This is a genomic window from Acidovorax sp. GBBC 1281, from assembly GCF_028473645.1.
Taxonomy (GTDB): Bacteria; Pseudomonadota; Gammaproteobacteria; order Burkholderiales; family Burkholderiaceae_C; genus Paracidovorax.
The window spans coordinates 490659-515226 of sequence record NZ_CP097269.1; the positions used below are offsets into that span (position 1 = coordinate 490659).

Consider the following 24568-nt stretch of genomic DNA (forward strand, 5'->3'; position numbering starts at 1 on the left):
AACTACAGATAGAGGCGGGCGATATGGGAGGCTTGGGCGCAGCGAGGTTCGGAGACGAGATTGGCCATGTATCGGTCTGGGCACGGCTGGCCCGCGTGGGGCTGCGGCTTGCATCGGGCATGGTGGAGACGCTGCTCGTGGCCGGCGCCGTGGCCTTGGTCACAGGGGTGTCGGTGGCCACGATGGGATGCGGCGCGATCATCGCTTGCGGCCTGCTGGCGGGCTTCATCGGAGGCGCCACCGGCTGGAGCGACTACAAGGAGAAAAAGATCCAGGAGATGACCGAGAACATCGGCGACCTGGACATCACGGGTACGCTGGGCACCCGGGGCGCCGCGACAGTCTTAATCAACAAGAAGGCCGCCATGCGCGCCGTGGCAGACTTCACCACCTGCAGCAAACACGGTCAACCCAATCCGAACTTCATCGCCGAAGGCACGGATTCGGTGTTCATCGAAACCTATCCCGCTGCGCGCAAGGGCGACAAGCTCATGTGTTCTGCGGCCATCGCCACGGGGTCGGACAACGTCTTCATGGGGGGCAACAAAACAGCCTATCTCCATATCGCCGAGGACCGCGAATGGTGGGAAACCGCGCTGGAGATCGCTGTCGGGCTGGCCATGGGACGGGGCAGCTTCCTGGGCAAGATCGGCTGCCTGGCAATGGGTGCCGTGGTCGGTATGGCAGGCGAAGCACTGGGCCGGGGCTTTCGGGCTCTCATCGGCTATCCCGTGCATCCCGCTACTGGCGGCAAGGTTCTTGACGGCGGGATCGACACCGATTTCGTCCTGCCCGGCCCGCTGCCCATCGAATGGCGGCGCTTCTACAGCAACCATGACCACCGCTCGGACACCTTGCACGGCGAAGGCTGGAGCGTTCCGTACGAGATCGAACTGCATATCGTGCGTGCCGTGGAGGGCGCAGCGCCTGAGCGCATCACCTACGTGAATCCCCAGGGCCGGCACATCGACTTGCCCCCGGTCGAGCCGGGAACCTCGCTCTTCAACACGGCCGAAGGCTTCATTTTGGGCTGCACACCGGGCGGGCACTACGAGGTGGGTGGACTCGACCATGTGACCCATCAGTTCGGCGGCGCTTCGATGCAGGCTGGTACCCATGTGCTCAAGCTGCTGCGCATCCGCGACCGCTTCGGCCACTGGGTCAGCCTGCGCTATGACAGAAGGCGCCGTCTGTGCGGCATCGCCGACCACCTGGGCCGGGTGCTGCGGCTCGATTACCACGGCGAGAACGGCCAGACGCGCCGCCTGCGCGCCATCCATCTCGTGCAGGCCGCTGCGGGCGAGCAACTGGGCCTGCTGGCGGCCTATCACTACGATCACGGTGGCGATGGCGCCGAGAGCGGCCAACTCGCCAGCGTGCTGGACCGCACACGGGCACCCACACGGCATTTCGCCTATGCCGAACGCCTCATGGTCCTGCAAAAGGACGCAGCCGGTTTCACGTGCCACTATGCCTGGGAGGGCGCTGCCGAAGCCAGCGGTCCCGAGCGGCAGGACGGCGCGCGCGCAGCGGACGGCCGAATCTTGCGAGACCGCCGCGTGGTGCGGCACTGGACGGAGGACGGCGAGGCCTATGACATTGCCTATGGCTCGGCGGGCACGGAGGGAACCGATGAAGACGGCTGGACGAGCGCCACCGATCACCTCGGCCGCGTCGATCAATGGCAATGGGACCGATGGCACAACCTCACCAGCTATACCAACCCGCTCGGCGAGACTTGGCGGCTGGAGTGGAACGAGCGCCGCGAGCTTTTGGCGTGCAGCACGCCGTCAGGGGCCACGACCATGTTCCAGTACGACGAAAACGGCCTGCAGTCCGGCGTGGTGGACCCGCTCGGACGGCTCACACGCATGCTGTGGGACAGCCAATGGTTCGAGCCGCTGCGCATCACCGGACCCGACGGCGCTACCTGGCGATACGAATATGACCGCCAGGGCTTGCCCGTGCAGGAAACGGCCCCCGATGGCGGGGTGACCGAATACGCCCACGATGCGGATGGGCAACTGATCCAGATCCGTGACGCGCTGGGAGGGCACAAGAACCTGGTCTGGAACGAGCGAGGGCTGTTGGCGCGCTATACCGACTGTTCGGGCCAGGCCACGCATTACGCTTGGGACGGGTGGGGCAACCTTCTTGCCGTGACGGACGCGCTGGGGCAGAAGACCAAGAGCATCTTCGATGCACGCGGGCGGCTGGTGTCTCTGCAGTTGGCCGACGGCAGCAGTCAGGGCTTTGCCTACGACGCGGGCGGCCGGCTGGTGGAGCACACCGATGCGCTGGCGCGTGCCACGCGCTACGGGCACAACGCTCGCGGTCAACTGCTGTGGCGGCGCGATGCACAGGGCCGCGATATTGGCATGGCCCACGATGCGGCCCACCGGCTCTCGGCCTTGTCCACTGAGAACGGCGGTGTCTATCGCTTCCGCTACGACGATGCCGACCGGCTCGTGGAAGAGACGCGACTGGACGGCACGCGCGTGGGCATCGAATACGACACGGACGGGCAGGTGATCGCCATAGTGCACCACCCCGCCATGAACGAAGACGTATTCCATGAACTGGAAACGCAAGCCCGTGACGGCACCCTCGCGCAGGGCCCGGCGGCCCGAAGGGTGCAGGCCCCGCGGCGCACGGAACTGCGCCGCGACGCCCTCGGACGGCTGGTGGAAAAGCGCGTGGGCGCCAGCGTTTTGCGCTATCGGTACGACAGAGCCGGGCGAATGGTTGAAGCCACGCGCTGGCGCGCAGGCCCTGCCGCGGAGCAGGGTGGGGGCGAGGGACTGAACCGCCTGCAACGGCTGCACACCACGCGCTTCGACTACGACGCCATGGGCCGCATCGTGGGCGAGCATGCCGAAGACGCGGAGAGCGGGCAAAACCACACCTTGAGGCATGCGCACGACGCATTGGGCAACCGCACGCGGACTGAGTTGCCCGTGGTGACGAGCGCTGCCGGTGGCGCAGGGCGCCTGCAGGGTGGTGTGCGCCTGCGGCGCAGCCTGAATTACCTGCACTACGGCTCCGGGCACCTGCACCAGATCAATCTGGGATTGGTCCAGGAGGAGGAAAGCCCGGCTGGGGCGCAAGGCATCGCCGCTGAACTGCCCGAGGCCGCACGCGAAGTGCACCGCCTGATCGCGGACATCGAACGCGACGCGCTGCACCGCGAGGTGATGCGCAGCCAGGGCAGTCTGGCCACGCGCTTCGTGCTCGACCCGCTGGACCGCCGCCTGGGCAGTTGGACGCGCTCGGGCGCGGGCCTGCACGATGCGCGATGGCGCCAGGAGTGGCAGCAGCAGATCGAAGCGCTGGGGCAGCGAGGCCTGTCGGCGGCGGTGGGCTTGCTCAAGCAATACAGGTACGACGCGGCGGGCGAGTTGCGCGATAGCGTGCACAGCCACAAGGGACGCACGCAATGGAGTTACGACGCCACGGGGCGGGTGGAGCAGGCGGTGCGAGCGGGGCCGGGCGCGCAGGCGGGCCTGGGTGTCGGGGGGCGCTTGGAGGAAGTGTTCCGCTACGACCCTGCGGGGAACCTGCTGGATGCGGGCGATCTTGCCGGGCGTGGCGGCCCGGCGATGGGGTCAGGGACGGCCACGGGCTCCACGGGCTACCTGCGGGACAACCTGGTTCGGGTGTACGAGGACAAGCGCTTTGCCTACGACGGGCTGTCGCGGCTGGTGGAAAAGCGAATCGGCCGGCACACGGTGCAAAGGCTGGAGTGGGACGAGGAAGACCAGTTGGTGTCGGTGCAGACCACGCGGCACGCGGGCACGGCAGAGGCGGCGCAGCAGGCCGTGCGGTTTCGGTACGACGCGCTGGGTCGGCGCATCGCCAAGGCGGACGCCTTCGGGGAGACGGTGTTCGTGTGGGAGGGTATGCGGCTGATCGAGGAGCGGCGCGGCTCGAAGGTGACCAGCTACGTGTACGAGGCGGGCAGCTACGTGCCGCTGGCGCGCATCGATGCGGACGGGAACCGCCTGTGCGAGGAAGACCCGGCCGCGCACCACGCTCCAGGTATCCCGCCCAACCCGATGGCCGCACCGGGCGAGGCGCCCACGGCCGATGCATTGGCGCAGGCGCGAGCGCGCCGCAGCGCGCGCATCAGCCACTTCCACACGGACCCGTCGGGGCTGCCGGAGGAAGTGACGGACGAAGGTGGGCAGGTGCGCTGGAGGGCGAGTTACCGGACGTGGGGCAACACGATCCAGGAACAGTGGGAGGCGGTGCGGGTGGACGGAGGGGCCGTACCCGCGATGCAGCAGCGCCATGGGCAGGAGAGGCTGGAGCAGAACCTGCGGATGCAGGGGCAGTACCTGGACCGGGAGACGGGGCTGCACTACAACACTTTCCGGTACTACGACCCGGATGTGGGGCGGTTCATCAGTCCTGATCCGATTGGCCGCGCTGGCGGGGCCAATCTGCATCTTTATGCGCCCAATCCAATTAGTTGGATTGATCCCTGGGGCTGGGAGCATCACACCGCCACCATCACTGTTTATGCACCTGATGGATCTATTCGGTATTCAGAGCCTTTGGTGAGCGGCGGCGCCACAGGACCATCTTGGCCCGAGCAAATCGCCTCGCACACCGAATCGAAGAGCATTATTGATCCGCGCATAAAGCCAGGAGATAGAGTGGTTTACACGGATGCATCACTCCCTGCATGCTCTGGCTGTAAAGGCAATATGAACAATGCAGCAGCTGCCAAGGGTTTAAACATTGAATACCATTGGACAGATGCGGACGGTAATTCGGGGTCGTGGAGGACTAACACCAAGGCCGCCAGAAAAGCCGTCAACGCAAGAAATCGAAGAAACGCGAGGAAAGCCGCTAGGGTTGCCAAGGGAGGCTGTTAGAAAATCATGGTTACCAGAAATTTCGAATTAAGTTGGGAGTATATATGGAAAATTTAGAAATCATCGCCCAAAAGACTGAGTATCACTACGATGAAAATGACACTAATGCTGTTAATTTCATCACCCAGAATGGATATCTTTCTCTTCAGATCTGCGTCTATATAGATCCAGGTGATGACCCCCCCCTTACTGAGCCACATATTGAGCTTGATTCTCAAAAGGGAGGGCACTATGGTGGAGTTGATATTGTCGAATTTCATCCTGATAAGATAATAATATATTTTAAAAAGAAATTTCTAAAGAAATACGACCAAGTTGTCATAAGCATTCCCTGGGGGGTTGATAAAGAAATGGTGAGTTTCTTTGTTAACCATCTTTTTATGGGTGATAAGGTTGCATACTCATCAAAGATTGACAAAAATCTGCATACTGAACAAACCGAGTTTCAGGAAGACCTAGATGGTGAAGATGACTGATGGGAACCTCTCAAAACCCATCCGGTCCCTTGTTGATCGAGAATGCGTGCTCCATCCTTTGCCATGATCACTCCCCGTAGCGCCCTGAAGTTCGACCTGTTCGCTGAGGCCTCGCGCCAACACAAGAGAGATGAGGTGGGCGATCCGCTGCAGGTGATCGCGCGGCACATCGACTTCGCAGAACTGGCCCGGCTGGTGGATGCCTTGATCGAACGCGGGGGTGGCCGCCGGGGCGGTCGGCCCGCCTACCCCACCGAGGTGATGGTGCGCATCCTGGTGTTGAAGCGGCTGTACAACCTGTCCGATGAGCAGATGGAGTATCAGTTGCTGGACCGGGGGAGCTACCAGCGGTTTTGCCTGTTGCAGGATGCGATGAACGTGCCGGACCGCAACACGATCTGGCGCTTTGGCGAGCGCCTTGGCGTGGGCGGGGCAACGGCCTTGTTCCAGGGGGTGGATGCCCAACTGCAGCGCCACGGCTACATCGCCCGGGGCGGGCAAGCCATTGATGCCACGCTGGTGCCCGCGCCCCGACAGCACATCGGCCAGCAGGAGCGGCGAACGCTGGCACAAGGCGGGCAGCCGGACTGGAGCCAAGCGCGACGCAGGCAAAAGGATGTGGAGGCCACGCACACGAAGAAGCACGGCAAAAGCCACTTCGGCTACAAGCTCAGCGTGAGCGTGGACCTCAAGCACGGCTTCATCCGCCGCCTCGCCACGGGCACGGCCAGCGAGCACGACGGGCACCACTTCGATGAGGTGCTGGACATGCACAACACCGGGCGGGCAGTGCATGCGGACAAAGCCTACCCGAGCCGCCAAAGGTGCCAGATGCTGAAAGTGCTGGGATTCGTGGATGCGATGCAGCGCCGTGCGCAGGCGGGCCGACCACAGAGCGAATGCCAGAAGGGGCGCAACCAGCGCATCGCAAAGAAACGAGCCAAGGTGGAGCACGTGTTCGCCGGTATCCGCCACCTGGGGGGCAAGTTCGTGCGCACCATCGGACAGGCGCGCGCCACGGTGGGGATGACGATGATGGCCGCCTGCTACAACATGAAGCGACTGGCCTGGTTCCTGCATCGGGGCGTGGATGCTTTCTTCAAGCCCGCCACTGGCAAGGCACAAGTGCGCCTGCAAACGGTGAAAGCCTGAGCCACCGGGCCTGCAAGGCCCCTCATGCACCCAGGCGCAGACCGTTGCTGGGCCTCATCACGCTCAAACGGCTACTGGCGCCCACTCCTCCCTATTCGGATTCGTCAAACATGGGGTTGTGAGAGGCTCCCTGCAGGTGGTGAGGTCGGGCATCACAGCACTTTACCGCTGCCCATCCCCAGGCCGTACCTGTACGACCTTATGGTCTCACTTCCCTACCGCATCGTTGTCCGTTGAACTGATGATGTATCATCTCTCGACTGTCGCTGGTAGCACTACTGGTAGCAAGATTTTGAACCCTACTACTATCCAAGTAGTTGATTCATAAGACTTTTCGGGCTAGGACAACTTTGTCCCACCCTCTCCGCCATGTATAAGCCTAAGTAGTTGATCTACTTAGGCTTTTTTTTGCGCTCGCAGGTTGCTCAAACACTTGGCACCCGCTCGAAGCCCACCGGAAAAGTCTGCGCTGTCCTGGGTTGCTCATGTCCCTGGTCGATCCACGAGGCTCTGTGACCTGCAAAAACATTGGCAACGCTATCGTTGTTTGGGCGGAGCGGCGCGACCGTTGCAATGACCATCGAAGAGGCACTCGGCGGTTCCTTGACAAGGATGTCCTCCAGCGATATGACCTGCATCGACTCCACTGCTCGGCAGCTCTCCAGCCAACTTGCGCTCCGACAAGGGATTCCCCCGAGAAGGCATGGCCGATACGACCCCCCTCCTGGCCGGATCCGCCCCACGTGCCCTGACTCCTTCTTCCTAAAGTGGCTCCTGCCATCCAGGTATCCAAAGAAGGAATTGAGCGCATGACGAATCTCTCGCAATCGAAGCCGGCCGACCGTTCGGCCGCTGTGTGTGTCATCGGTGCGGGCCCCGGCGGGCTGAGCGCTGCGCGGGCCCTGAAGATGCAGGGGCTGGACTATGACCAGTTCGAACGCCACAGCGACCTGGGCGGCCTGTGGGATACGACGAATCCTGGCTCGCCCGTCTATGCGTCGACCCATTTCATTTCATCGCGCGATCTGTCGGGTTTCATCGGCTATCCCATGCCTCGCGACTATCCCGACTATCCGTCGCACCGGCAGATTCTGGCCTACCTGCGCAGCTTTGCCGATGCGTTTGGCCTGCGAGAAAAAATCCAGTTCAACACCGGCGTGCAACGCATACGGAAAGACAGCGCTTCGCGCTGGGTGGTGGAGCTTGCGGACGGCACGCGCCAACACAAGAGGGAGCCTCTCACAACCCCATGTTTGACGAATCCGAATAGGGAGGAGTGGGCGCCAGTAGCCGTTTGAGCGTGATGAGGCCCAGCAACGGTCTGCGCCTGGGTGCATGAGGGGCCTTGCAGGCCCGGTGGCTCAGGCTTTCACCGTTTGCAGGCGCACTTGTGCCTTGCCAGTGGCGGGCTTGAAGAAAGCATCCACGCCCCGATGCAGGAACCAGGCCAGTCGCTTCATGTTGTAGCAGGCGGCCATCATCGTCATCCCCACCGTGGCGCGCGCCTGTCCGATGGTGCGCACGAACTTGCCCCCCAGGTGGCGGATACCGGCGAACACGTGCTCCACCTTGGCTCGTTTCTTTGCGATGCGCTGGTTGCGCCCCTTCTGGCATTCGCTCTGTGGTCGGCCCGCCTGCGCACGGCGCTGCATCGCATCCACGAATCCCAGCACTTTCAGCATCTGGCACCTTTGGCGGCTCGGGTAGGCTTTGTCCGCATGCACTGCCCGCCCGGTGTTGTGCATGTCCAGCACCTCATCGAAGTGGTGCCCGTCGTGCTCGCTGGCCGTGCCCGTGGCGAGGCGGCGGATGAAGCCGTGCTTGAGGTCCACGCTCACGCTGAGCTTGTAGCCGAAGTGGCTTTTGCCGTGCTTCTTCGTGTGCGTGGCCTCCACATCCTTTTGCCTGCGTCGCGCTTGGCTCCAGTCCGGCTGCCCGCCTTGTGCCAGCGTTCGCCGCTCCTGCTGGCCGATGTGCTGTCGGGGCGCGGGCACCAGCGTGGCATCAATGGCTTGCCCGCCCCGGGCGATGTAGCCGTGGCGCTGCAGTTGGGCATCCACCCCCTGGAACAAGGCCGTTGCCCCGCCCACGCCAAGGCGCTCGCCAAAGCGCCAGATCGTTTTGCGGTCCGGCACGTTCATCGCATCCTGCAACAGGCAAAACCGCTGGTAGCTCCCCCGGTCCAGCAACTGATACTCCATCTGCTCATCGGACAGGTTGTACAGCCGCTTCAACACCAGGATGCGCACCATCACCTCGGTGGGGTAGGCGGGCCGACCGCCCCGGCGGCCACCCCCGCGTTCGATCAAGGCATCCACCAGCCGGGCCAGTTCTGCGAAGTCGATGTGCCGCGCGATCACCTGCAGCGGATCGCCCACCTCATCTCTCTTGTGTTGGCGCGAGGCCTCAGCGAACAGGTCGAACTTCAGGGCGCTACGGGGAGTGATCATGGCAAAGGATGGAGCACGCATTCTCGATCAACAAGGGACCGGATGGGTTTTGAGAGGTTCCCTTCTGGGAATTCCTTTTGTTTTTTATAATTGGTATGCTTTTCATGGAATTTTTATAAAGAATAAGAATATATCTTGGATCCGCTTGTTGGAGGTGGATGTTTGGCCTTTGGTTTTTATCTTCTTCAAAAACCATTCTGGTGGTTGTTCTTTTTCTTTGATTTTGGCTGCATCCCTGGATTTTTTATAACTTTTTGCTTTACAAGTGGATTGATCGACGGTTGAGAAAAATAAATAAGAATTGAATCATAGGGCTGCGGTTTGATAGCGTATGGTGGTTTTTTTGAAATGAAAGCCTTGTGCGTACTGTTGTTTCTGGTCGGCACTTGGCTGGTGTTCCTGAATTGGCGCTGCTTTTATGTGACGTTTATCAAAAAGAAACCATCGCCATCCTGGATACCTCTGTTGGGTGGAATTCTGATGTTCCTTGGGTTTTATTTCTTTCCGAACAATCCGTTGAGTAGCTTGGCTTGGTTGGCTTTCGTGCTTGATTGGGGGAGTCTGCCTGGTATCGGGCACGCCATCGTGTACCACCGAACCAATAAAAAGAAATAATAATATGAAAAATTGGGCGCTCTCACTGATGACCCTCGTTCTATGTTTGGTTGCAGGGGTTTTTAATGTGGTCTTTGCAAACGGCATGGCTTGGTTCATTTCCTGGAAAGAATAAGGGCATGTATTTAATGCGGGCTTTGCTGCAATTGGGAGGTGCTTTGATTGCAGTGGGGCTGGCTGTTTTTTTTGTGGGTCAGGCATCGGAGAAAAAATAAAAATGAATATAAAAATATGGAATCGGCTATTGCCCAAGGAAGGGCCAATCCAGATTGAATTTGCGAAGAATGATGATCCGGATCAGCTTGTAAATAGGGTTTTTGAGCTATCTGTGGCAAAGCTATCTCATTAGGCATCTCATTAGCCATCTCATTAGTCTCTGGGAGCTGGGCGATATGTGTCTTATCGGGCTATTGGAGAAATATGGCACTGAAAAGCGGTTAAACAAGCTTGTGACTGGGCGTGCGAATGAATGCCAAAAGATGTTTTCTTATAAATGGGGCGGTAGCGGTCTCGACTACCTTATTGATCGTTACAGGTTGCAAAGGTAAAGAGGAAGCAAAACCTACTGTCTCCATCCAGAAAACATCCCCCTCAGGTGAAACTCCATTGGTAGCGGGAGATGAGATTAATTTTCAAATAGATGTGAGAGTTCAAGGGCTTCACAATGCTGCGCAAGTCAGCCTAATCGTTCAGTCTGCAGAAGGCGTGGTGGTTGCGGATTGCGCCCCAATTACTGTGAGCAATGGGGTATCGGTAAGGCTAAACGCTGTGGGGGTAGTGCCGGAGACTACGGTGGTGCGTGTTTTCACACCTTTATATATAAATGGTGGTAATAATACGGAGGTGCTGGATACACGTTTATTTAAAGTTGTCGGCAAACGTTCAAAGTAGCACTTGTGTCGTGAGTTAAATATCTTTGAATATTTAGGATGGCTCATCTTGCAGAGTGCCCAAGAGCAGCAAGTTTGCATTAAGGGGCGGCGGCCGTCGCACCCAATTCTTGCGGTCAGGGGGGGCGCCGCAGTCTCTGGAGTCCCATGCCTTTCCCGCAGCAGGCAAGTGTCCGCCAATCAGTCCTATTTGCTATTAATTAAATAGCATTAACGACATGATTTACTAGGGCGTGGGGCCTGTTTGACCTCATGTCAGGCCCCACATCAAACGGGAGAGAAACATGAGGGTTGTATGGGCCGCCTGCATCGCATTGCAGGCCCTGGGTTATTTGGGACACCAGGACGGCGTGGGCCACCGGCTGGTGTCGTCCCGCCTGCAGGACCAGTACCAGAAGACCTACCTGGGAGCCTCTCACAACCCCATGTTTGACGAATCCGAATAGGGAGGAGTGGGCGCCAGTAGCCGTTTGAGCGTGATGAGGCCCAGCAACGGTCTGCGCCTGGGTGCATGAGGGGCCTTGCAGGCCCGGTGGCTCAGGCTTTCACCGTTTGCAGGCGCACTTGTGCCTTGCCAGTGGCGGGCTTGAAGAAAGCATCCACGCCCCGATGCAGGAACCAGGCCAGTCGCTTCATGTTGTAGCAGGCGGCCATCATCGTCATCCCCACCGTGGCGCGCGCCTGTCCGATGGTGCGCACGAACTTGCCCCCCAGGTGGCGGATACCGGCGAACACGTGCTCCACCTTGGCTCGTTTCTTTGCGATGCGCTGGTTGCGCCCCTTCTGGCATTCGCTCTGTGGTCGGCCCGCCTGCGCACGGCGCTGCATCGCATCCACGAATCCCAGCACTTTCAGCATCTGGCACCTTTGGCGGCTCGGGTAGGCTTTGTCCGCATGCACTGCCCGCCCGGTGTTGTGCATGTCCAGCACCTCATCGAAGTGGTGCCCGTCGTGCTCGCTGGCCGTGCCCGTGGCGAGGCGGCGGATGAAGCCGTGCTTGAGGTCCACGCTCACGCTGAGCTTGTAGCCGAAGTGGCTTTTGCCGTGCTTCTTCGTGTGCGTGGCCTCCACATCCTTTTGCCTGCGTCGCGCTTGGCTCCAGTCCGGCTGCCCGCCTTGTGCCAGCGTTCGCCGCTCCTGCTGGCCGATGTGCTGTCGGGGCGCGGGCACCAGCGTGGCATCAATGGCTTGCCCGCCCCGGGCGATGTAGCCGTGGCGCTGCAGTTGGGCATCCACCCCCTGGAACAAGGCCGTTGCCCCGCCCACGCCAAGGCGCTCGCCAAAGCGCCAGATCGTGTTGCGGTCCGGCACGTTCATCGCATCCTGCAACAGGCAAAACCGCTGGTAGCTCCCCCGGTCCAGCAACTGATACTCCATCTGCTCATCGGACAGGTTGTACAGCCGCTTCAACACCAGGATGCGCACCATCACCTCGGTGGGGTAGGCGGGCCGACCGCCCCGGCGGCCACCCCCGCGTTCGATCAAGGCATCCACCAGCCGGGCCAGTTCTGCGAAGTCGATGTGCCGCGCGATCACCTGCAGCGGATCGCCCACCTCATCTCTCTTGTGTTGGCGCGAGGCCTCAGCGAACAGGTCGAACTTCAGGGCGCTACGGGGAGTGATCATGGCAAAGGATGGAGCACGCATTCTCGATCAACAAGGGACCGGATGGGTTTTGAGAGGTTCCCACCTGTACGAAGACACTGGCAACCCGTTCCTGCTGACCCGGGGTAGACAACCAAGATAACGGAGAATCGCATGATTAATAAATGGGTAAACACTAATGGTGGACCGTTGGTTGGGGCTTCTGAAAATGTAATTTCTAGCTGGAAAGGAGTCGATGGTAGTTCTTCTGGTGCTTCGGAGAGTGACTATGATCGGGCATGCTCTGTAGTCGATTTTCTTGGAGTTGTTGATTGCGGTGGGTTTCCTGTTATCGTTTTTGGTGATGAGCCTCTGCAATCAGCTTTTGTTCATTGCAATGATAATTTGGTTGTTAGGTGGGTTTCTTGCAAGTCATATGGGAACCTCTCAAAACCCATCCGGTCCCTTGTTGATCGAGAATGCGTGCTCCATCCTTTGCCATGATCACTCCCCGTAGCGCCCTGAAGTTCGACCTGTTCGCTGAGGCCTCGCGCCAACACAAGAGAGATGAGGTGGGCGATCCGCTGCAGGTGATCGCGCGGCACATCGACTTCGCAGAACTGGCCCGGCTGGTGGATGCCTTGATCGAACGCGGGGGTGGCCGCCGGGGCGGTCGGCCCGCCTACCCCACCGAGGTGATGGTGCGCATCCTGGTGTTGAAGCGGCTGTACAACCTGTCCGATGAGCAGATGGAGTATCAGTTGCTGGACCGGGGGAGCTACCAGCGGTTTTGCCTGTTGCAGGATGCGATGAACGTGCCGGACCGCAACACGATCTGGCGCTTTGGCGAGCGCCTTGGCGTGGGCGGGGCAACGGCCTTGTTCCAGGGGGTGGATGCCCAACTGCAGCGCCACGGCTACATCGCCCGGGGCGGGCAGGCCATTGATGCCACGCTGGTGCCCGCGCCCCGACAGCACATCGGCCAGCAGGAGCGGCGAACGCTGGCACAAGGCGGGCAGCCGGACTGGAGCCAAGCGCGACGCAGGCAAAAGGATGTGGAGGCCACGCACACGAAGAAGCACGGCAAAAGCCACTTCGGCTACAAGCTCAGCGTGAGCGTGGACCTCAAGCACGGCTTCATCCGCCGCCTCGCCACGGGCACGGCCAGCGAGCACGACGGGCACCACTTCGATGAGGTGCTGGACATGCACAACACCGGGCGGGCAGTGCATGCGGACAAAGCCTACCCGAGCCGCCAAAGGTGCCAGATGCTGAAAGTGCTGGGATTCGTGGATGCGATGCAGCGCCGTGCGCAGGCGGGCCGACCACAGAGCGAATGCCAGAAGGGGCGCAACCAGCGCATCGCAAAGAAACGAGCCAAGGTGGAGCACGTGTTCGCCGGTATCCGCCACCTGGGGGGCAAGTTCGTGCGCACCATCGGACAGGCGCGCGCCACGGTGGGGATGACGATGATGGCCGCCTGCTACAACATGAAGCGACTGGCCTGGTTCCTGCATCGGGGCGTGGATGCTTTCTTCAAGCCCGCCACTGGCAAGGCACAAGTGCGCCTGCAAACGGTGAAAGCCTGAGCCACCGGGCCTGCAAGGCCCCTCATGCACCCAGGCGCAGACCGTTGCTGGGCCTCATCACGCTCAAACGGCTACTGGCGCCCACTCCTCCCTATTCGGATTCGTCAAACATGGGGTTGTGAGAGGCTCCCATATGAGGTTGCTAATAAAATACTTTTGGAAGTGCCTGTGCAGCTTCCTCAGCTACAGGAAAAGCTGTCTTACTCGCAAAGGGATAATGTTTTTAAGTTTTTTGATTCTGTTTTTGACGGAGCAGAGGATAGAGAAGGCGGGGAATTTGACCTTTCGCAAGGTGACTATGTTTTGACAACGGAGTTGTATAAAGAAGATGGTCAATATGAGTTCATCGTTCATAGATTTAAAAAGATTGATGAAAATAAATGATGAATTAATGGTTTAAATATTGAATTCTATTTTTGCTATATTTTTATCCTTGAAAGCTGATGCGGGGGGCTGAACGGTTCCCTTGAGGGGGAGGGGACGGCTACCGCCGTCCCAGTTCTTACGGCCAAGGGGAAATCCATGCGCAGCCAACGCAGCCCCTTGAATCCATGTCCTGCCCGTCGCAGGCAACTTTCGATCAAGCCGGTTTGCTATATATTTTGTAGCGACATCGGCATGATTTACTAGGGCGTAAGGCCTGTTTGGCTTTATCTTCCGCCCTAACCTCAAACAGAAGGATTCATGAGGATCTTGTTCGGCAACGGCGAGGAGCGGGGCTTTCAGCGCGCGGGCGCCCAGCAGGACTGGGTGGGCGACCAGCGCAGCGACACGCTGGCCCAGGCCGATGGCCTGTGGCGCTTTCGGAACGCCAGCGACGACACCGTGCTCACCTTCGACAGCGCGGGCAAGCTCCTGAGCCGCAAGGCGCGCAACGGCTGGGTCACCACCTACGGGTACACCTACGGGCGCCTGACCACCATCACCAACGCCTTCGGCAAGACCCTCACCCTCGTCTGGGGCGATCGGCTGATCGAACAGATCATCACGCCGGACTACCAAACCACCACCTACCGTTACAGCTACCAGGACGGCGTGGGCGACCGGCTGGTGTCGTCCCGCCTGCAGGACCAGTACCAGAAGACCTACCTGTACGAAGACACCGGCAACCCGTTCCTGCTGACCGCCATCGTCGATGAGAACGGCAGCCGTTTCGCCCAGTTCAGCTACGACGCGCTGGGCCGCACGCTCAAGGCCGCGCATGCGGGCGACGCCCTGGCGCACCAGTTCGACTACACCGACATCGCCTCGGGCCAGGTCGGCGTGAAGGACCCGCTAGTGTCCTGTCCCGTTAATTCGCAGGCACGATAGCTGCATGGTTTCGGGCCATCCTTGAGGTGCCGCCATGCCCAATGCAACGACCCGAACAGAAATTGCGCTTAGTGAAGTGGAGCGCGCGGAACTGACGTCCATGGCGCGATCACGTTCGCTGCCAGCGGCGTTGTCGCTCAGGGCGCGCATCGTGCTGACTTGCGAAGGCACAGATAAAGCCAGCACCGCGGTTGCGCAGGCTCTGGGGATCAGTCGTAGCACTGTCACCAAGTGGCGCGGGCGCTATGCGCGCCATCGCATTGCAGGGCTTTACGACGAGTTGCGCCCGGGTCGCCCCCGCACGGTAGATGACGAGCGTGTTGCTGAGTTGATTACCAAGACGTTGCACACCAAGCCTGCTGATGGGGGTACCCACTGGAGCACCCGCACGCTGGCCGCCGATACGGGCATCAGCAAGAGCACGGTGGCGCGCTATCTGCAGACCTTCAACCTCAAGCCGCACCGGGCCGACAGCTTCAAGCTGTCGACCGATCCGCTGTTCATCGAGAAGCTGCGCGACGTTGTGGGGCTGTACCTGAACCCACCTGACAACGCGCTGGTGCTGTGCGTGGACGAGAAGAGCCAATGCCAAGCTTTGGAGCGTACGCAGCCGATGCTGCCAATGGGGTTTGGCTATGTCGAAGGTGTCACGCACGACTACGTGCGCCACGGCACCACCACCTTGTTCGCGGCCCTGAACGTGATGAATGGCCAAGTGATCGCGCAGTGCCGGCCCCGGCATCGTCATCAAGAGTTCCTTGCCTTCCTGCGCGCCATCGACAAGGCAGTGCCCGACGAACTGGATGTGCACTGCATAGCTGATAACTACGCCAGCCACAAGCATCCAAAGGTGCGCGCTTGGTTGGCCGAGCGGCCTCGCTGGCACATGCACTTCGTTCCGACCTATTCAAGCTGGCTCAATCAGGTCGAGCGCTTCTTCTCGATCATCACCACGCGGGCAATCCGCCGTGGCTCGTTCACCAGCGTGAAGGATCTGATCAACAAGATCGACACATTCATCGCGAATTACAACCAGTCCTGCCAGCCGTTTACTTGGACAGCTACAGCAGACTCCATCCTCGAAAAACTCGCCAGACTATGCGGGCGAATTAACGGGACAGGACACTAGCGCACAACGCACATGCCTCGGCCGCCAGCGGTTTCCGGGCATGCAATGCACCTTCCGCCAGCCCCTGGCCCGCCCCGCCACCCAGTGTGAAGCCTGGGTAAAGTTCCTTCCCCCCCACCGAACTCCCCGCGAACTGCTGACCGACAGGGGTTTCATCTCGGCGCACAATGTCGCGTTCGCCAATCCGCATCCAACAATGACCCTCACGGAACTCAAATACATCGTCGCTGTGGCCCGGGAGAAGCACTTTGGCCGGGCGGCCGATGCTTGCTATGTGTCGCAGCCCACGCTGTCGGTGGCCATCAAGAAGCTGGAAGACGAGCTGGAGGTCAAACTTTTCGAGCGCAGCGCGGGCGAGGTGTCGGTCACCTCGCTGGGCGACGAGATCGTGCGCCAGGCGCAGAGCGTGCTGGAACAGGCCGCCGCCATCAAGGAAATCGCCAAGCGCGGCAAGGACCCGCTGGCCGGGGCGCTCACGCTGGGCGTGATCTACACGATCGGTCCCTACCTGCTGCCCGAGCTGGTGCGCCATGCCATCGCGCGCACGCCGCAGATGCCGCTCATGCTGCAGGAGAACTTCACCGTCAAGCTGCTGGAGATGCTGCGCACCGGCGAGATCGACTGCGCGATCATGGCCGAGCCGTTTCCCGACACGGGCCTGGCGATGGCGCCGCTGTACGACGAGCCGTTCATGGCGGCCGTGCCCAGCAGCCACCCGCTGGCCGAACAGAAATCCATTTCCGCCGCGCAGCTCAAGAGCGAGACCATGCTGCTGCTGGGCGCGGGCCATTGCTTTCGCGACCATGTGCTGGAGGTCTGCCCCGAGTTCGCGCGCTACGCGAGCAATGCCGAGGGCATCCGCCGCACGTTCGAGGGCTCATCGCTCGAGACGATCAAGCACATGGTGTCGGCCGGCATGGGCGTGACGCTGGTGCCGCGCCTGTCGGTGCCGCGCGATGCCCTGCACACGGGGTCGCGCCGCCGCAAGAGCGATGACACGCACATCCGCTACCTGCCGATCCAGGAGGCCGATGGCAGCCCGCCGCCCATGCGCCGCGTGGTGCTGGCCTGGCGCCGCAGCTTCACCCGCTACGAGGCCATCGCCGCGCTGCGCAACGCGATCTACGCCTGCGAGCTGCCGGGCATGACGCGCCTGTCCTGACCGCGGGCCAGCGGCCTCTTCCGCTTCTTTTTGCGGGCCTGGCGGCCCGATGGTCGGCGCTGGCGGCTGCGCGCGCGGGTTGCCGGCTTCACCGAAACGCCTCGGGGCAGGGCTAAACTTCGCCCCGCGCGCGGCCGGTGGGTGGGCATCCTCCACCCCGGCCCGGCGCGGGCCGCGCCACATGCGGTCCGCGCGGGGCGCCGCGCTCTCCACAATCCCGAGGACATTCATGAAGAAGCTTTTGATGGCGGCCGGCCTGGCCCTGGGCCTTTCGGCCTGCTCCAGCGTGACCGCGCCGACCGACGCCGCGCCCTTGGCGGGCACGCTCAAGAAACCCGATCTGGACCGCCTGGTGGTCGCCGAGACGGGCGCGCCCAGCGGCGATTTCAGCGCGTTCCTCGAACGCGCGGTGCGCACCTACCCTGCGCTGGCGCCCAGCGTGAAGGCGTATGGGTCCAAGGCCACGCTGGCGGGCGACGACCTGGTGAACATCAGCCGCCTGCTGGGCCTGTACAACCGGCTGCACCACCACACGGCGGTGATCGACACGACCGCGAAGATGGTGGCCATTCCCACGGTGCGCGCCGACAAGGTGCCCCCGCACGAGGACAAGGCCATCATCGCCTTCGGCACGCTGGTCGAAGGCATGGCCAAGGACTTCGGCCTGCAGTACCGCAACGTGGACAACCGCATCTTCGAAGTGAAGCTGCCCGGCACGGGCACCGAAGAATTCGGCATCCTCACGCACGCCGACGTGGTGCCCGTGGTGGCCGACGAATGGGTGCTGGACGACGGCACCCGGCTGGACCCGTTCAAGCTCACGCGGGTGGGCGGCAACCTGTACGGGCGCGGCTCCATCGACGACAAGGGCTCCATCGCCGCGGTGCTGTACGCGATGAAGGCGGTCAAGGACAGCGGCCTGCCGATGGCCCGCACCATCCGCCTCATGGTCGAGACGACCGAAGAGACGGGCGGCGACGCGATGAAGTACTACCGCGCCAAGACCCAGCTGCCCGAGTACAACATCGTGCTGGACAGCAAGTACCCCGCCGTGGTGGCCGAAAAGGGTTCGGGCGCGCTGCGCGCCTCGTTCGCCCTGGCACCTGCCGCCGCCGTGCCGGCCGGTGCGGTCACCATCGCTGCGATGGCGGGCGCCGCCTCGGCCAACGCCGTGCCGCAGACGGCCACCGCGCGCCTCACGGGCGGTGATCTGGCCGCCGCGGCGCAGCGCCTGGGCGCGGCCCGAGAGGCGTTCATCGCCAAGTACGCGGGCCAGGGTGGCCCCTTCGCCATCGACATCGTCCAGGACGGCGCCGCGCTGACGGTCAAGGTCACGGGCACGTCGGCCCACGGCTCGCGCCCCGAAGAGGGCGTGAACCCGCTGCCGCGCCTGGCGCTGTTCCTGCAGGAGTCCGGCGTGCCGCTGGCCGCCAACGGCTACGCCAGCGCGGTGCGCTACATCGCCGACCTGTACGGCACCGACTACCTGGGCCGCACGATGGGCCTGGCGTACAGCGACGACTTCATGGGCCCGCTCACGATGTCGCCCAACCTGGTGCGCGAGAAGGACGGCAAGGTCGATGTGCTGGTGAACGTGCGCATGCCGCGCGGCAGCACGGCCGACGTGCTGACGAAGGCCACCGCCGCGCGCATCCAGGCGTGGGGCGCGCAGGCCGGCGTGGCGGTCGAGGTGGACCACAGCCAGGGCGAGTGGATGACGCGCGACCCCAAGGGCGCCTGGCTTTCCACGCTGCTCAACACCTTCGGCGACACCACGGGCCTGGAGGCCAAGCCCGTGCCCACGGCCGGCAGCACCACGGCCAAGCTGATGCCCAACGCGATCAACTTCGGCCCCGCAATGCCGGGCAAGAAGTACACGGCCCACAACGCGAAGGAATTCAAGGAAGTGGCCGACCTCGACGCCGACATGCAGATGTTCACCGAGATGCTGGTGCGCATCGGCAACCTGCCGCAGATGCAGTGACCCCGGGCGGCCGCTGGCCGCCCTGCATGCGCTAAAGTGTTTCAGGCGCCCGGGCGCCACGCCTCCCCGGCAGCGGCGGGGGCCCGCCCGGGCCGGCAAGATGGCAGCGGCAACGCGACGCATCGTTCAGTTCAGCACCCGAAGGAGTTCTCCATGGCCAAGACCCCCAAGACCCCCCTTGCCCGCGCCGGCGCCAGCGGCGCACCGCGCATCAACATCGGCATCAGCGACAAGGACCGCGCGGCCATCGCGCAAGGCCTGTCGCGCCTGCTGGCCGACACCTACACGCTGTACCTCACCACCCACAATTTCCACTGGAACGTGACGGGCCCGATGTTCAACACGCTGCATACCATGTTCATGGGGCAGTACACCGAGCTGTGGAACGCGGTGGACCCGGTGGCCGAGCGCATCCGTTCGCTGGGCCATGCCGCGCCGGGCTCGTACGCCCAGTTCGGCAAGCTCACCTCGCTGCCCGACGCGCCCACCGAGCCGCCCCACGCGCTGGAGATGGTGCGCATCCTGGTCGAAGGCCACGAGGCCGTCGCCCGCACGGCGCGCGAGCTGTTCCCAGTGGCCGACAAGGCCAGCGACGAACCCACGGCCGATCTGCTGACCCAGCGCCTCACGGTGCACGAGCAGACCGCCTGGATGCTGCGCTCGCTCCTGGAGGAATAAGCCGGCCGGGCTTGCACGGCCCTGCCCAGCCAGCGCCCGCCCGCCCGTGCGGGCGTTTTCGTTTCCCGGGTCGCCTCTCTTTCTCTCTTTTTCGTTCCTCTCCTTTGTCCGCGCCATGCAGCTTTCCGCCCCCACGCCGTCGCGCCTGTCGCTCTACCTCGACCTGATCCGCTGGAGCCGCCCGGCCGGCTGGCTGCTGCTGCTGTGGCCCACGCTGTCGGCGCTGTGGGTCGCGGCGGGCGGATTCCCCGGCTGGCACCTGCTGGCCGTGTTCACGCTGGGCACCATCCTGATGCGCAGCGCGGGCTGCTGCGTGAACGACGTTGCCGACCGCCGGTTCGACCGGCACGTCAAGCGCACGGCGCAGCGGCCGGTGACCAGCGGCGCCGTCTCCCCGCGCGAGGCGCTGGCCGTGGGCGCGGTGCTGGCGCTGGTCGCCTTCGCGCTGGTGCTCACCACCAATGCCATCACCATCGCGTGGTCGGTGCCGGCGCTGGCGGTGACGGTGCTGTACCCGTTCACCAAGCGGTTCTTCTCCATGCCGCAGGCGGTGCTGGGTGTTGCCTTCAGCATGGGCATTCCGATGGCGTTCACCGCCGTGCGCGGCGAGGTGCCGTGGCTGGCGCTGTGGCTGGTGCTGGGCAACCTGTTCTGGGTGCTGGCCTACGACACCGAATACGCCATGGTGGACCGCGACGACGACCTGAAGATCGGCATGAAGACGTCGGCCATCACCCTGGGCCGCTTCGATGTGGCGGCCATCCTGGCGTTCTACCTGCTGCTGGTGGCGTTCTGGGGCGTTTCGCTGGCGCCGCTGGGGCTGGGCGCGGCGTTCTACCTCGCGATCGGCGCCGTGCTGGCCCAGGTGGCGTGGCACTTCGCGCTGATCCGCCACCGCACGCGCGACGGTTGCTTTCGGGCCTTCCGCGAGAACCACTGGATCGGGTTCACGCTGTTTGCCGGCATCGCCGTGGGTTATGCGCTGCGATAGATTGCTATTGTTTTGGTAGCAATATGCCCTAGTACTTATTGTGCTGGAGGGCGTTTTGGCTTGAAACCGGCGGGGCGCCCACCCGCGCTGGCGATCAGGCGCCGAACTCGTCGCCCAGTTCGCGCGCCCGCGAACGCGCTGCTTCAAGGGCGCGCATGAAGCGCTGGGGCACTTCGTCCTGCTCCATCGACTGCAGGGCGGCGTAGGTGGTGCCGCCCTTGGAGGTGACGCGCTGGCGCAGCACCTCGGGCGGCTCGTCCGAGCGGCGGGCCAGTTCGGAGGCGCCGGCGAAGGTGGCCACGGCCAGCTGGTGCGCCTGGTCCCGGCTCAGGCCCATGGCGGCGCCGGCCTCGGTCATGGCCTCCAGGAAGCGGAACACATAGGCCGGGCCAGAGCCAGACAAGGCGGTGACGGCATCGAGCTGCGGCTCGTCGTCCACCCACAGGAATTCCCCCGTCGTCGCGATGATCCGCTCGATGGCCGCGCGCTCGTCGGCGGTCACCTGGGGGCGGGCGTAGAGGGCCGTCATGCCGCGGGCGATCAGCGCCGGGGTGTTGGGCATGGCGCGCACGATGCGTTCGCTGTCCAGCCAACGGGCGATGCTGTCCGAGCGGATGCCGGCGGCCACGCTCAGGTGCACGGCGCCGGTGGTGTGGGCGCGCGCCTGCCGGGCCGCTTCCTGGAAGGTCTGGGGCTTGACGGCCCACACCACGGTGCCGGCCCGGGCCAGCGTGGGGCCGGCCGCTTCGTGCGCGGTGATGCCGTGCTGCGAGAGCAGGGCGGCGCGGGCCTCGGCCCAGGGCTCGACGACTTCGATCTGCGTGGCCGGCACGCCCTGGCGGATCAGCCCGCCGATGATGGCGCTGGCCATGTTGCCCCCGCCGATGAAGGCGATGGCGGAGGAGGGCGAATCGGTCGCGGCGGGCGTGGCGTTCATGGCGGCGGTGGGCAGGTGGAGGCGAAGCGCAGGATGTTAGCGCCTGCGCTGCGGCGGGCGCCGGGGGCGGCGGTTTTCAGTCGAGCGAGGCCTGCCGCACGGCGTGCTCCCAGCGCGCCATGAGTTCGCGGGCGCGGGGGGCGCCCAGCGTGGGCATGAAGCGGCGCTCGGCGCGCCACAGGTCCGACAGCTCGTCGGTGCTGCGGTACACGCCGCTCGACAGGCCGGCCAGATAGGCCGTGCCCAGCGCCGTGGTCTCGATCACCGCGGGCCGCACCACGGGAATGCCCAGCAGGTCGGCCTGGAACTGCATGAGCAGGTCGTTCACGCAGGCGCCGCCGTCCACGCGCAGCTCGCTCACCGGCGCACCGCCGGCGGCCACGGCGTCGCGGCTCATGGCCTGCAGCAGCGCGGCGCTCTGGTAGGCGATGCTTTCCAGCGCCGCCCGCGCGATGTGGGCGAGCGTGGTGCCGCGCGTGAGGCCGGTGATGGTGCCGCGCGCGTCGGGCTTCCAGTAGGGCGCGCCCAGGCCGGTGAAGGCCGGCACCATCATCACGCCGCCCGAATCGGGCACGCTTTCGGCGAGCGACTGCACCTCGTTGCTGGCGGAGATGGCGCGCAGGCCGTCGCGCAGCCACTGCACCACGGCGCCGCCGACGAACACGCTGCCTTCCATGGCGAACTCGGGCGTGCTGCCGGCCAGGCTGAGCGAGGCCGCGCCGGGCGGCGCCGTGCCGATCTGGGCCGCGCTGGTGGTGAGCAGGCCGTTGGTGGAGGTCTGGAACTTCTGCCCCGTGTGCATCAGCATGAAGCAGCCGGTGCCGTAGGTGTTCTTGGCCATGCCGGCCTTGAAGCAGGCCTGGCCGAACAGCGCGCTCTGCTGGTCGCCGGCCACGCCGCCGATGGGCAGGGCGCTGCCCAGCAGCTCGGGGTGGGTGTCGCCGAAGTGGGCGCTGGAGGGCCGCACCTCGGGCATGAGGGCGCGCGGGATCTGCAGCAGCTCCAGCAGTTCGTCGTCCCACTGGTTGGTGCGCACATTGAAGAGCATGGTGCGCGCGGCGTTGCTCACGTCGGTCACGTGCACCTGGCCTTGCGTGAGCTGCCAGATGAGCCAGCTGTCCACGGTGCCGAAGGCCAGTTCGCCGCGCTCGGCCTGGGCGCGCGCGCCGGGCACGTGGTCCAGCAGCCAGCGCAGCTTGGTGCCCGAGAAATACGCGTCGATCAGCAGGCCGGTTTTGGCCTGGATGGTGTCGGCCAGGCCGCGCTCGCGCAGCTCGGCGCACAGCGGCTCGGCGCGGCGGTCCTGCCACACGATGGCGTGGTACACGGGCTCGCCGGTGCGCCGGTTCCACAGCACCGTGGTCTCGCGCTGGTTGGTGATGCCCAGCGCGCGCACGTCGCCGGCCTTCAGATTCGCCTGGGCGAGCGCCTGCCGCGCGGTGGCCAGCTGGGTGCGCCAGATCTCGCGCGGGTCGTGCTCCACCCAGCCGGGCTGCGGGTAGATCTGCGGCAGCTCCAGCTGCGCCTGCGCGACGATGTGGCCGCGCTCGTCGAACACGATGCTGCGGGAACTGGAGGTGCCTTGGTCGAGGGCGAGCAGGTAGGTCATAGTGGATTCTGGAAGGAGGGGGCCGGCGGGGTGCCGCGGGGCGGTGGGGGCGTCATCCAGCGACGGTGCAGTCCACGCCGGCATCGCGCAGTAGCGCGGGAAAGGGCTCGGGCGGCGGCGCATCGGTGAACAGCCGGCCGATCTGCGCCAGCGTGGCGGCCTGCACCATCGCCGCGCGGCTGAACTTGCTGTGGTCAGCGGCCAGCCAGACCTCGCGGGCCTGGGCGATGATGGTCTGCGCCACCTTCACCTCGCGGTAGTCGAAGTCGCGCAGCGTGCCGTCCGACTCGATGCCGGAGATGCCGATGAGCGCGATGTCCACCCGGAACTGGCGGATGAAATCCACCGCGGCTTCGCCCACGATGCCGCGGTCGCGCGAGCGCACCACGCCGCCGGCCACGATGACTTCGAAGTCGGGCTTGCCGCTCAGGATGGCGGCCACGTTCAGGTTGTTGGTGATGACGCGCAGGCCGCGGTGGTGCATGAGCGCCCGGGCGATGGCTTCGGTGGTGGTGCCGATGTTGAGGATCAGCGAGCAGTCGTTGGGCACCTGGGCCGCCACGGCGCGCGCGATGCGGGCCTTGCCGTCGGCATGCAGGGTTTCGCGCTGCGTGTGGCCGAGGTTCTCCACGGTGGAGGTCGGCACCCGCACGCCGCCGTGGAACCGCTGCACCAGCCCCAGTTCGGCCAGCCGCTGCACGTCGCGCCGCACCGTCTGCAGCGTCACGCCCAAGGTGTCGGCCAGCTCCTCCACGGTGGCGGATTGGCGGGAGCGGACCTCTTCGAGCAGGCGCAGTTGGCGGGGATTGGTGTTCACGGAGGGTGGGGCAACGAAGCGAAATGAAGGCGCGGGACGGGCAAAGGCGCTGGTCTTACTTTAAAGCGAACCAAAACGAACCGTTCCAGGGTAAACCTTGATGAAAAACGATCACAAAGCAACACGCTCGATCGCGGCCGGCCCCTTTCGGGCGGGCTGGGGGTGGGGGAAGGTGCGGTTTGCCGGGCCTTGCTCGGGAAACCGCAGAGCGAGGGCGTGGTGGAGCTGTGGGAGCCTGGAAGCAGGGCGTGGGGGCAGTGCGCTCGCAGGCGCAGGCCTGAAGGAATGAAGAATGGCACCCCAACGAAAAATCC

Annotated in this window: 22 protein-coding genes; 16 read left to right on the top strand and 6 right to left on the bottom strand. The window is 63.6% G+C overall.

All coding sequences use genetic code 11. The features are described 5' to 3' along the window. The first annotated feature begins 23 nt into the window (after positions 1-23). The 4 genes from M5C96_RS02285 to M5C96_RS02300 all read left to right on the top strand — a co-directional run bounded on the left by M5C96_RS02285 (position 24) and on the right by M5C96_RS02300 (position 7806). Positions 24-4880 carry an RHS repeat-associated core domain-containing protein gene (locus M5C96_RS02285; RefSeq protein ID WP_284428084.1) on the top strand — a complete coding sequence of 1619 codons (4857 nt, stop codon included), beginning with the start codon at positions 24-26 and terminating at the stop codon, positions 4878-4880. Between the two features lie 44 nt (positions 4881-4924). Beyond that, the gene (locus M5C96_RS02290) at positions 4925-5356 is read left to right on the top strand and encodes a hypothetical protein (protein ID WP_272566890.1); all 432 of its coding nucleotides are present in this window, start codon (positions 4925-4927) and stop codon (positions 5354-5356) included. Between the two features lie 66 nt (positions 5357-5422). Then, positions 5423-6508 (top strand): IS5 family transposase, encoded by a 1086-nt coding sequence (locus M5C96_RS02295; protein ID WP_272569564.1) that lies wholly within the window; start codon positions 5423-5425, stop codon positions 6506-6508. Between the two features lie 809 nt (positions 6509-7317). Then, positions 7318-7806, top strand: coding sequence for an NAD(P)-binding protein (locus M5C96_RS02300; RefSeq protein WP_272566891.1), 489 nt, complete (start codon positions 7318-7320; stop codon positions 7804-7806). Positions 7807-7869: 63 nt separating this feature from the next. On the opposite strand, the gene M5C96_RS02305 is transcribed toward M5C96_RS02300, so the two are convergent. Further along, positions 7870-8955, bottom strand: a complete 1086-nt coding sequence (locus M5C96_RS02305) for an IS5 family transposase (RefSeq protein WP_272569558.1) — start codon at positions 8953-8955, stop codon at positions 7870-7872. Position 8956: 1 nt separating this feature from the next. Here M5C96_RS02305 and M5C96_RS02310 point away from each other — a divergent pair, with 1 nt between their 5' ends. Further along, complete coding sequence (locus M5C96_RS02310) at positions 8957-9208, top strand: hypothetical protein (RefSeq protein ID WP_272566892.1); 252 nt, start codon at positions 8957-8959, stop codon at positions 9206-9208. A 56-nt stretch (positions 9209-9264) separates the two neighbouring features. On the opposite strand, the gene M5C96_RS02315 is transcribed toward M5C96_RS02310, so the two are convergent. Beyond that, positions 9265-9774 carry a hypothetical protein gene (locus tag M5C96_RS02315; protein ID WP_272566893.1) on the bottom strand — a complete coding sequence of 170 codons (510 nt, stop codon included), beginning with the start codon at positions 9772-9774 and terminating at the stop codon, positions 9265-9267. 264 nt (positions 9775-10038) lie between these two features. Here M5C96_RS02315 and M5C96_RS02320 point away from each other — a divergent pair, with 264 nt between their 5' ends. Together M5C96_RS02320 and M5C96_RS02325 are read left to right on the top strand one after the other, a co-directional pair. Next, the gene (locus M5C96_RS02320) at positions 10039-10464 is read left to right on the top strand and encodes a hypothetical protein (protein ID WP_272566894.1); all 426 of its coding nucleotides are present in this window, start codon (positions 10039-10041) and stop codon (positions 10462-10464) included. 283 nt (positions 10465-10747) lie between these two features. Then, positions 10748-10909 carry a hypothetical protein gene (locus tag M5C96_RS02325; RefSeq protein WP_272566895.1) on the top strand — a complete coding sequence of 54 codons (162 nt, stop codon included), beginning with the start codon at positions 10748-10750 and terminating at the stop codon, positions 10907-10909. Positions 10910-11000: 91 nt separating this feature from the next. On the opposite strand, the gene M5C96_RS02330 is transcribed toward M5C96_RS02325, so the two are convergent. Next, the gene (locus tag M5C96_RS02330; RefSeq protein WP_272569564.1) at positions 11001-12086 is read right to left on the bottom strand and encodes an IS5 family transposase; all 1086 of its coding nucleotides are present in this window, start codon (positions 12084-12086) and stop codon (positions 11001-11003) included. A 135-nt stretch (positions 12087-12221) separates the two neighbouring features. On the opposite strand from M5C96_RS02330, the gene M5C96_RS26875 reads away from it, so the two are divergent. From M5C96_RS26875 to ubiA, 9 genes are all read left to right on the top strand, one after another. Beyond that, complete coding sequence (locus tag M5C96_RS26875) at positions 12222-12551, top strand: Imm21 family immunity protein (protein WP_284428237.1); 330 nt, start codon at positions 12222-12224, stop codon at positions 12549-12551. Then, positions 12551-13636: an IS5 family transposase gene (locus M5C96_RS02335; protein WP_272569564.1), complete on the top strand. Its 1086-nt coding sequence runs from the start codon at positions 12551-12553 to the stop codon at positions 13634-13636. Before M5C96_RS26875 ends, M5C96_RS02335 begins: the two co-directional genes overlap by 1 nt. Positions 13637-13804: 168 nt before the next feature. Then, entirely contained in the window at positions 13805-14020 is a 216-nt protein-coding gene (locus M5C96_RS02340; RefSeq protein WP_272566896.1) for a hypothetical protein, read from the top strand. 300 nt (positions 14021-14320) lie between these two features. Beyond that, positions 14321-14947, top strand: a complete 627-nt coding sequence (locus M5C96_RS02345) for a hypothetical protein (RefSeq protein WP_272566897.1) — start codon at positions 14321-14323, stop codon at positions 14945-14947. Positions 14948-14981: 34 nt separating this feature from the next. Then, positions 14982-16076, top strand: a complete 1095-nt coding sequence (locus M5C96_RS02350) for an IS630 family transposase (protein ID WP_272563777.1) — start codon at positions 14982-14984, stop codon at positions 16074-16076. Positions 16077-16272: 196 nt separating this feature from the next. Beyond that, complete coding sequence (locus M5C96_RS02355) at positions 16273-17238, top strand: LysR substrate-binding domain-containing protein (RefSeq protein ID WP_272566898.1); 966 nt, start codon at positions 16273-16275, stop codon at positions 17236-17238. A 229-nt stretch (positions 17239-17467) separates the two neighbouring features. Next, positions 17468-19222, top strand: coding sequence for a dipeptidase (locus tag M5C96_RS02360; RefSeq protein ID WP_272566899.1), 1755 nt, complete (start codon positions 17468-17470; stop codon positions 19220-19222). Positions 19223-19375: 153 nt separating this feature from the next. Continuing rightward, complete coding sequence (locus M5C96_RS02365) at positions 19376-19900, top strand: Dps family protein (RefSeq protein WP_272566900.1); 525 nt, start codon at positions 19376-19378, stop codon at positions 19898-19900. A gap of 115 nt (positions 19901-20015) precedes the next feature. Next, the gene (gene ubiA / locus M5C96_RS02370; RefSeq protein WP_272566902.1) at positions 20016-20891 is read left to right on the top strand and encodes a 4-hydroxybenzoate octaprenyltransferase; all 876 of its coding nucleotides are present in this window, start codon (positions 20016-20018) and stop codon (positions 20889-20891) included. A gap of 94 nt (positions 20892-20985) precedes the next feature. Here the strand turns inward: ubiA and proC are convergent, their stop codons facing one another. The 3 genes from proC to M5C96_RS02385 form a co-directional block, all read right to left on the bottom strand. Then, positions 20986-21828, bottom strand: coding sequence for a pyrroline-5-carboxylate reductase (gene proC / locus M5C96_RS02375; protein WP_272566903.1), 843 nt, complete (start codon positions 21826-21828; stop codon positions 20986-20988). A 76-nt stretch (positions 21829-21904) separates the two neighbouring features. Further along, positions 21905-23437, bottom strand: coding sequence for a glycerol kinase GlpK (glpK, locus tag M5C96_RS02380; RefSeq protein ID WP_272566904.1), 1533 nt, complete (start codon positions 23435-23437; stop codon positions 21905-21907). A gap of 52 nt (positions 23438-23489) precedes the next feature. Then, a complete protein-coding gene (locus tag M5C96_RS02385) occupies positions 23490-24254 on the bottom strand; it encodes a DeoR/GlpR family DNA-binding transcription regulator (protein WP_272566905.1) in 765 nt (254 codons plus the stop codon). Between the last annotated feature and the right edge of the window lie 314 nt (positions 24255-24568).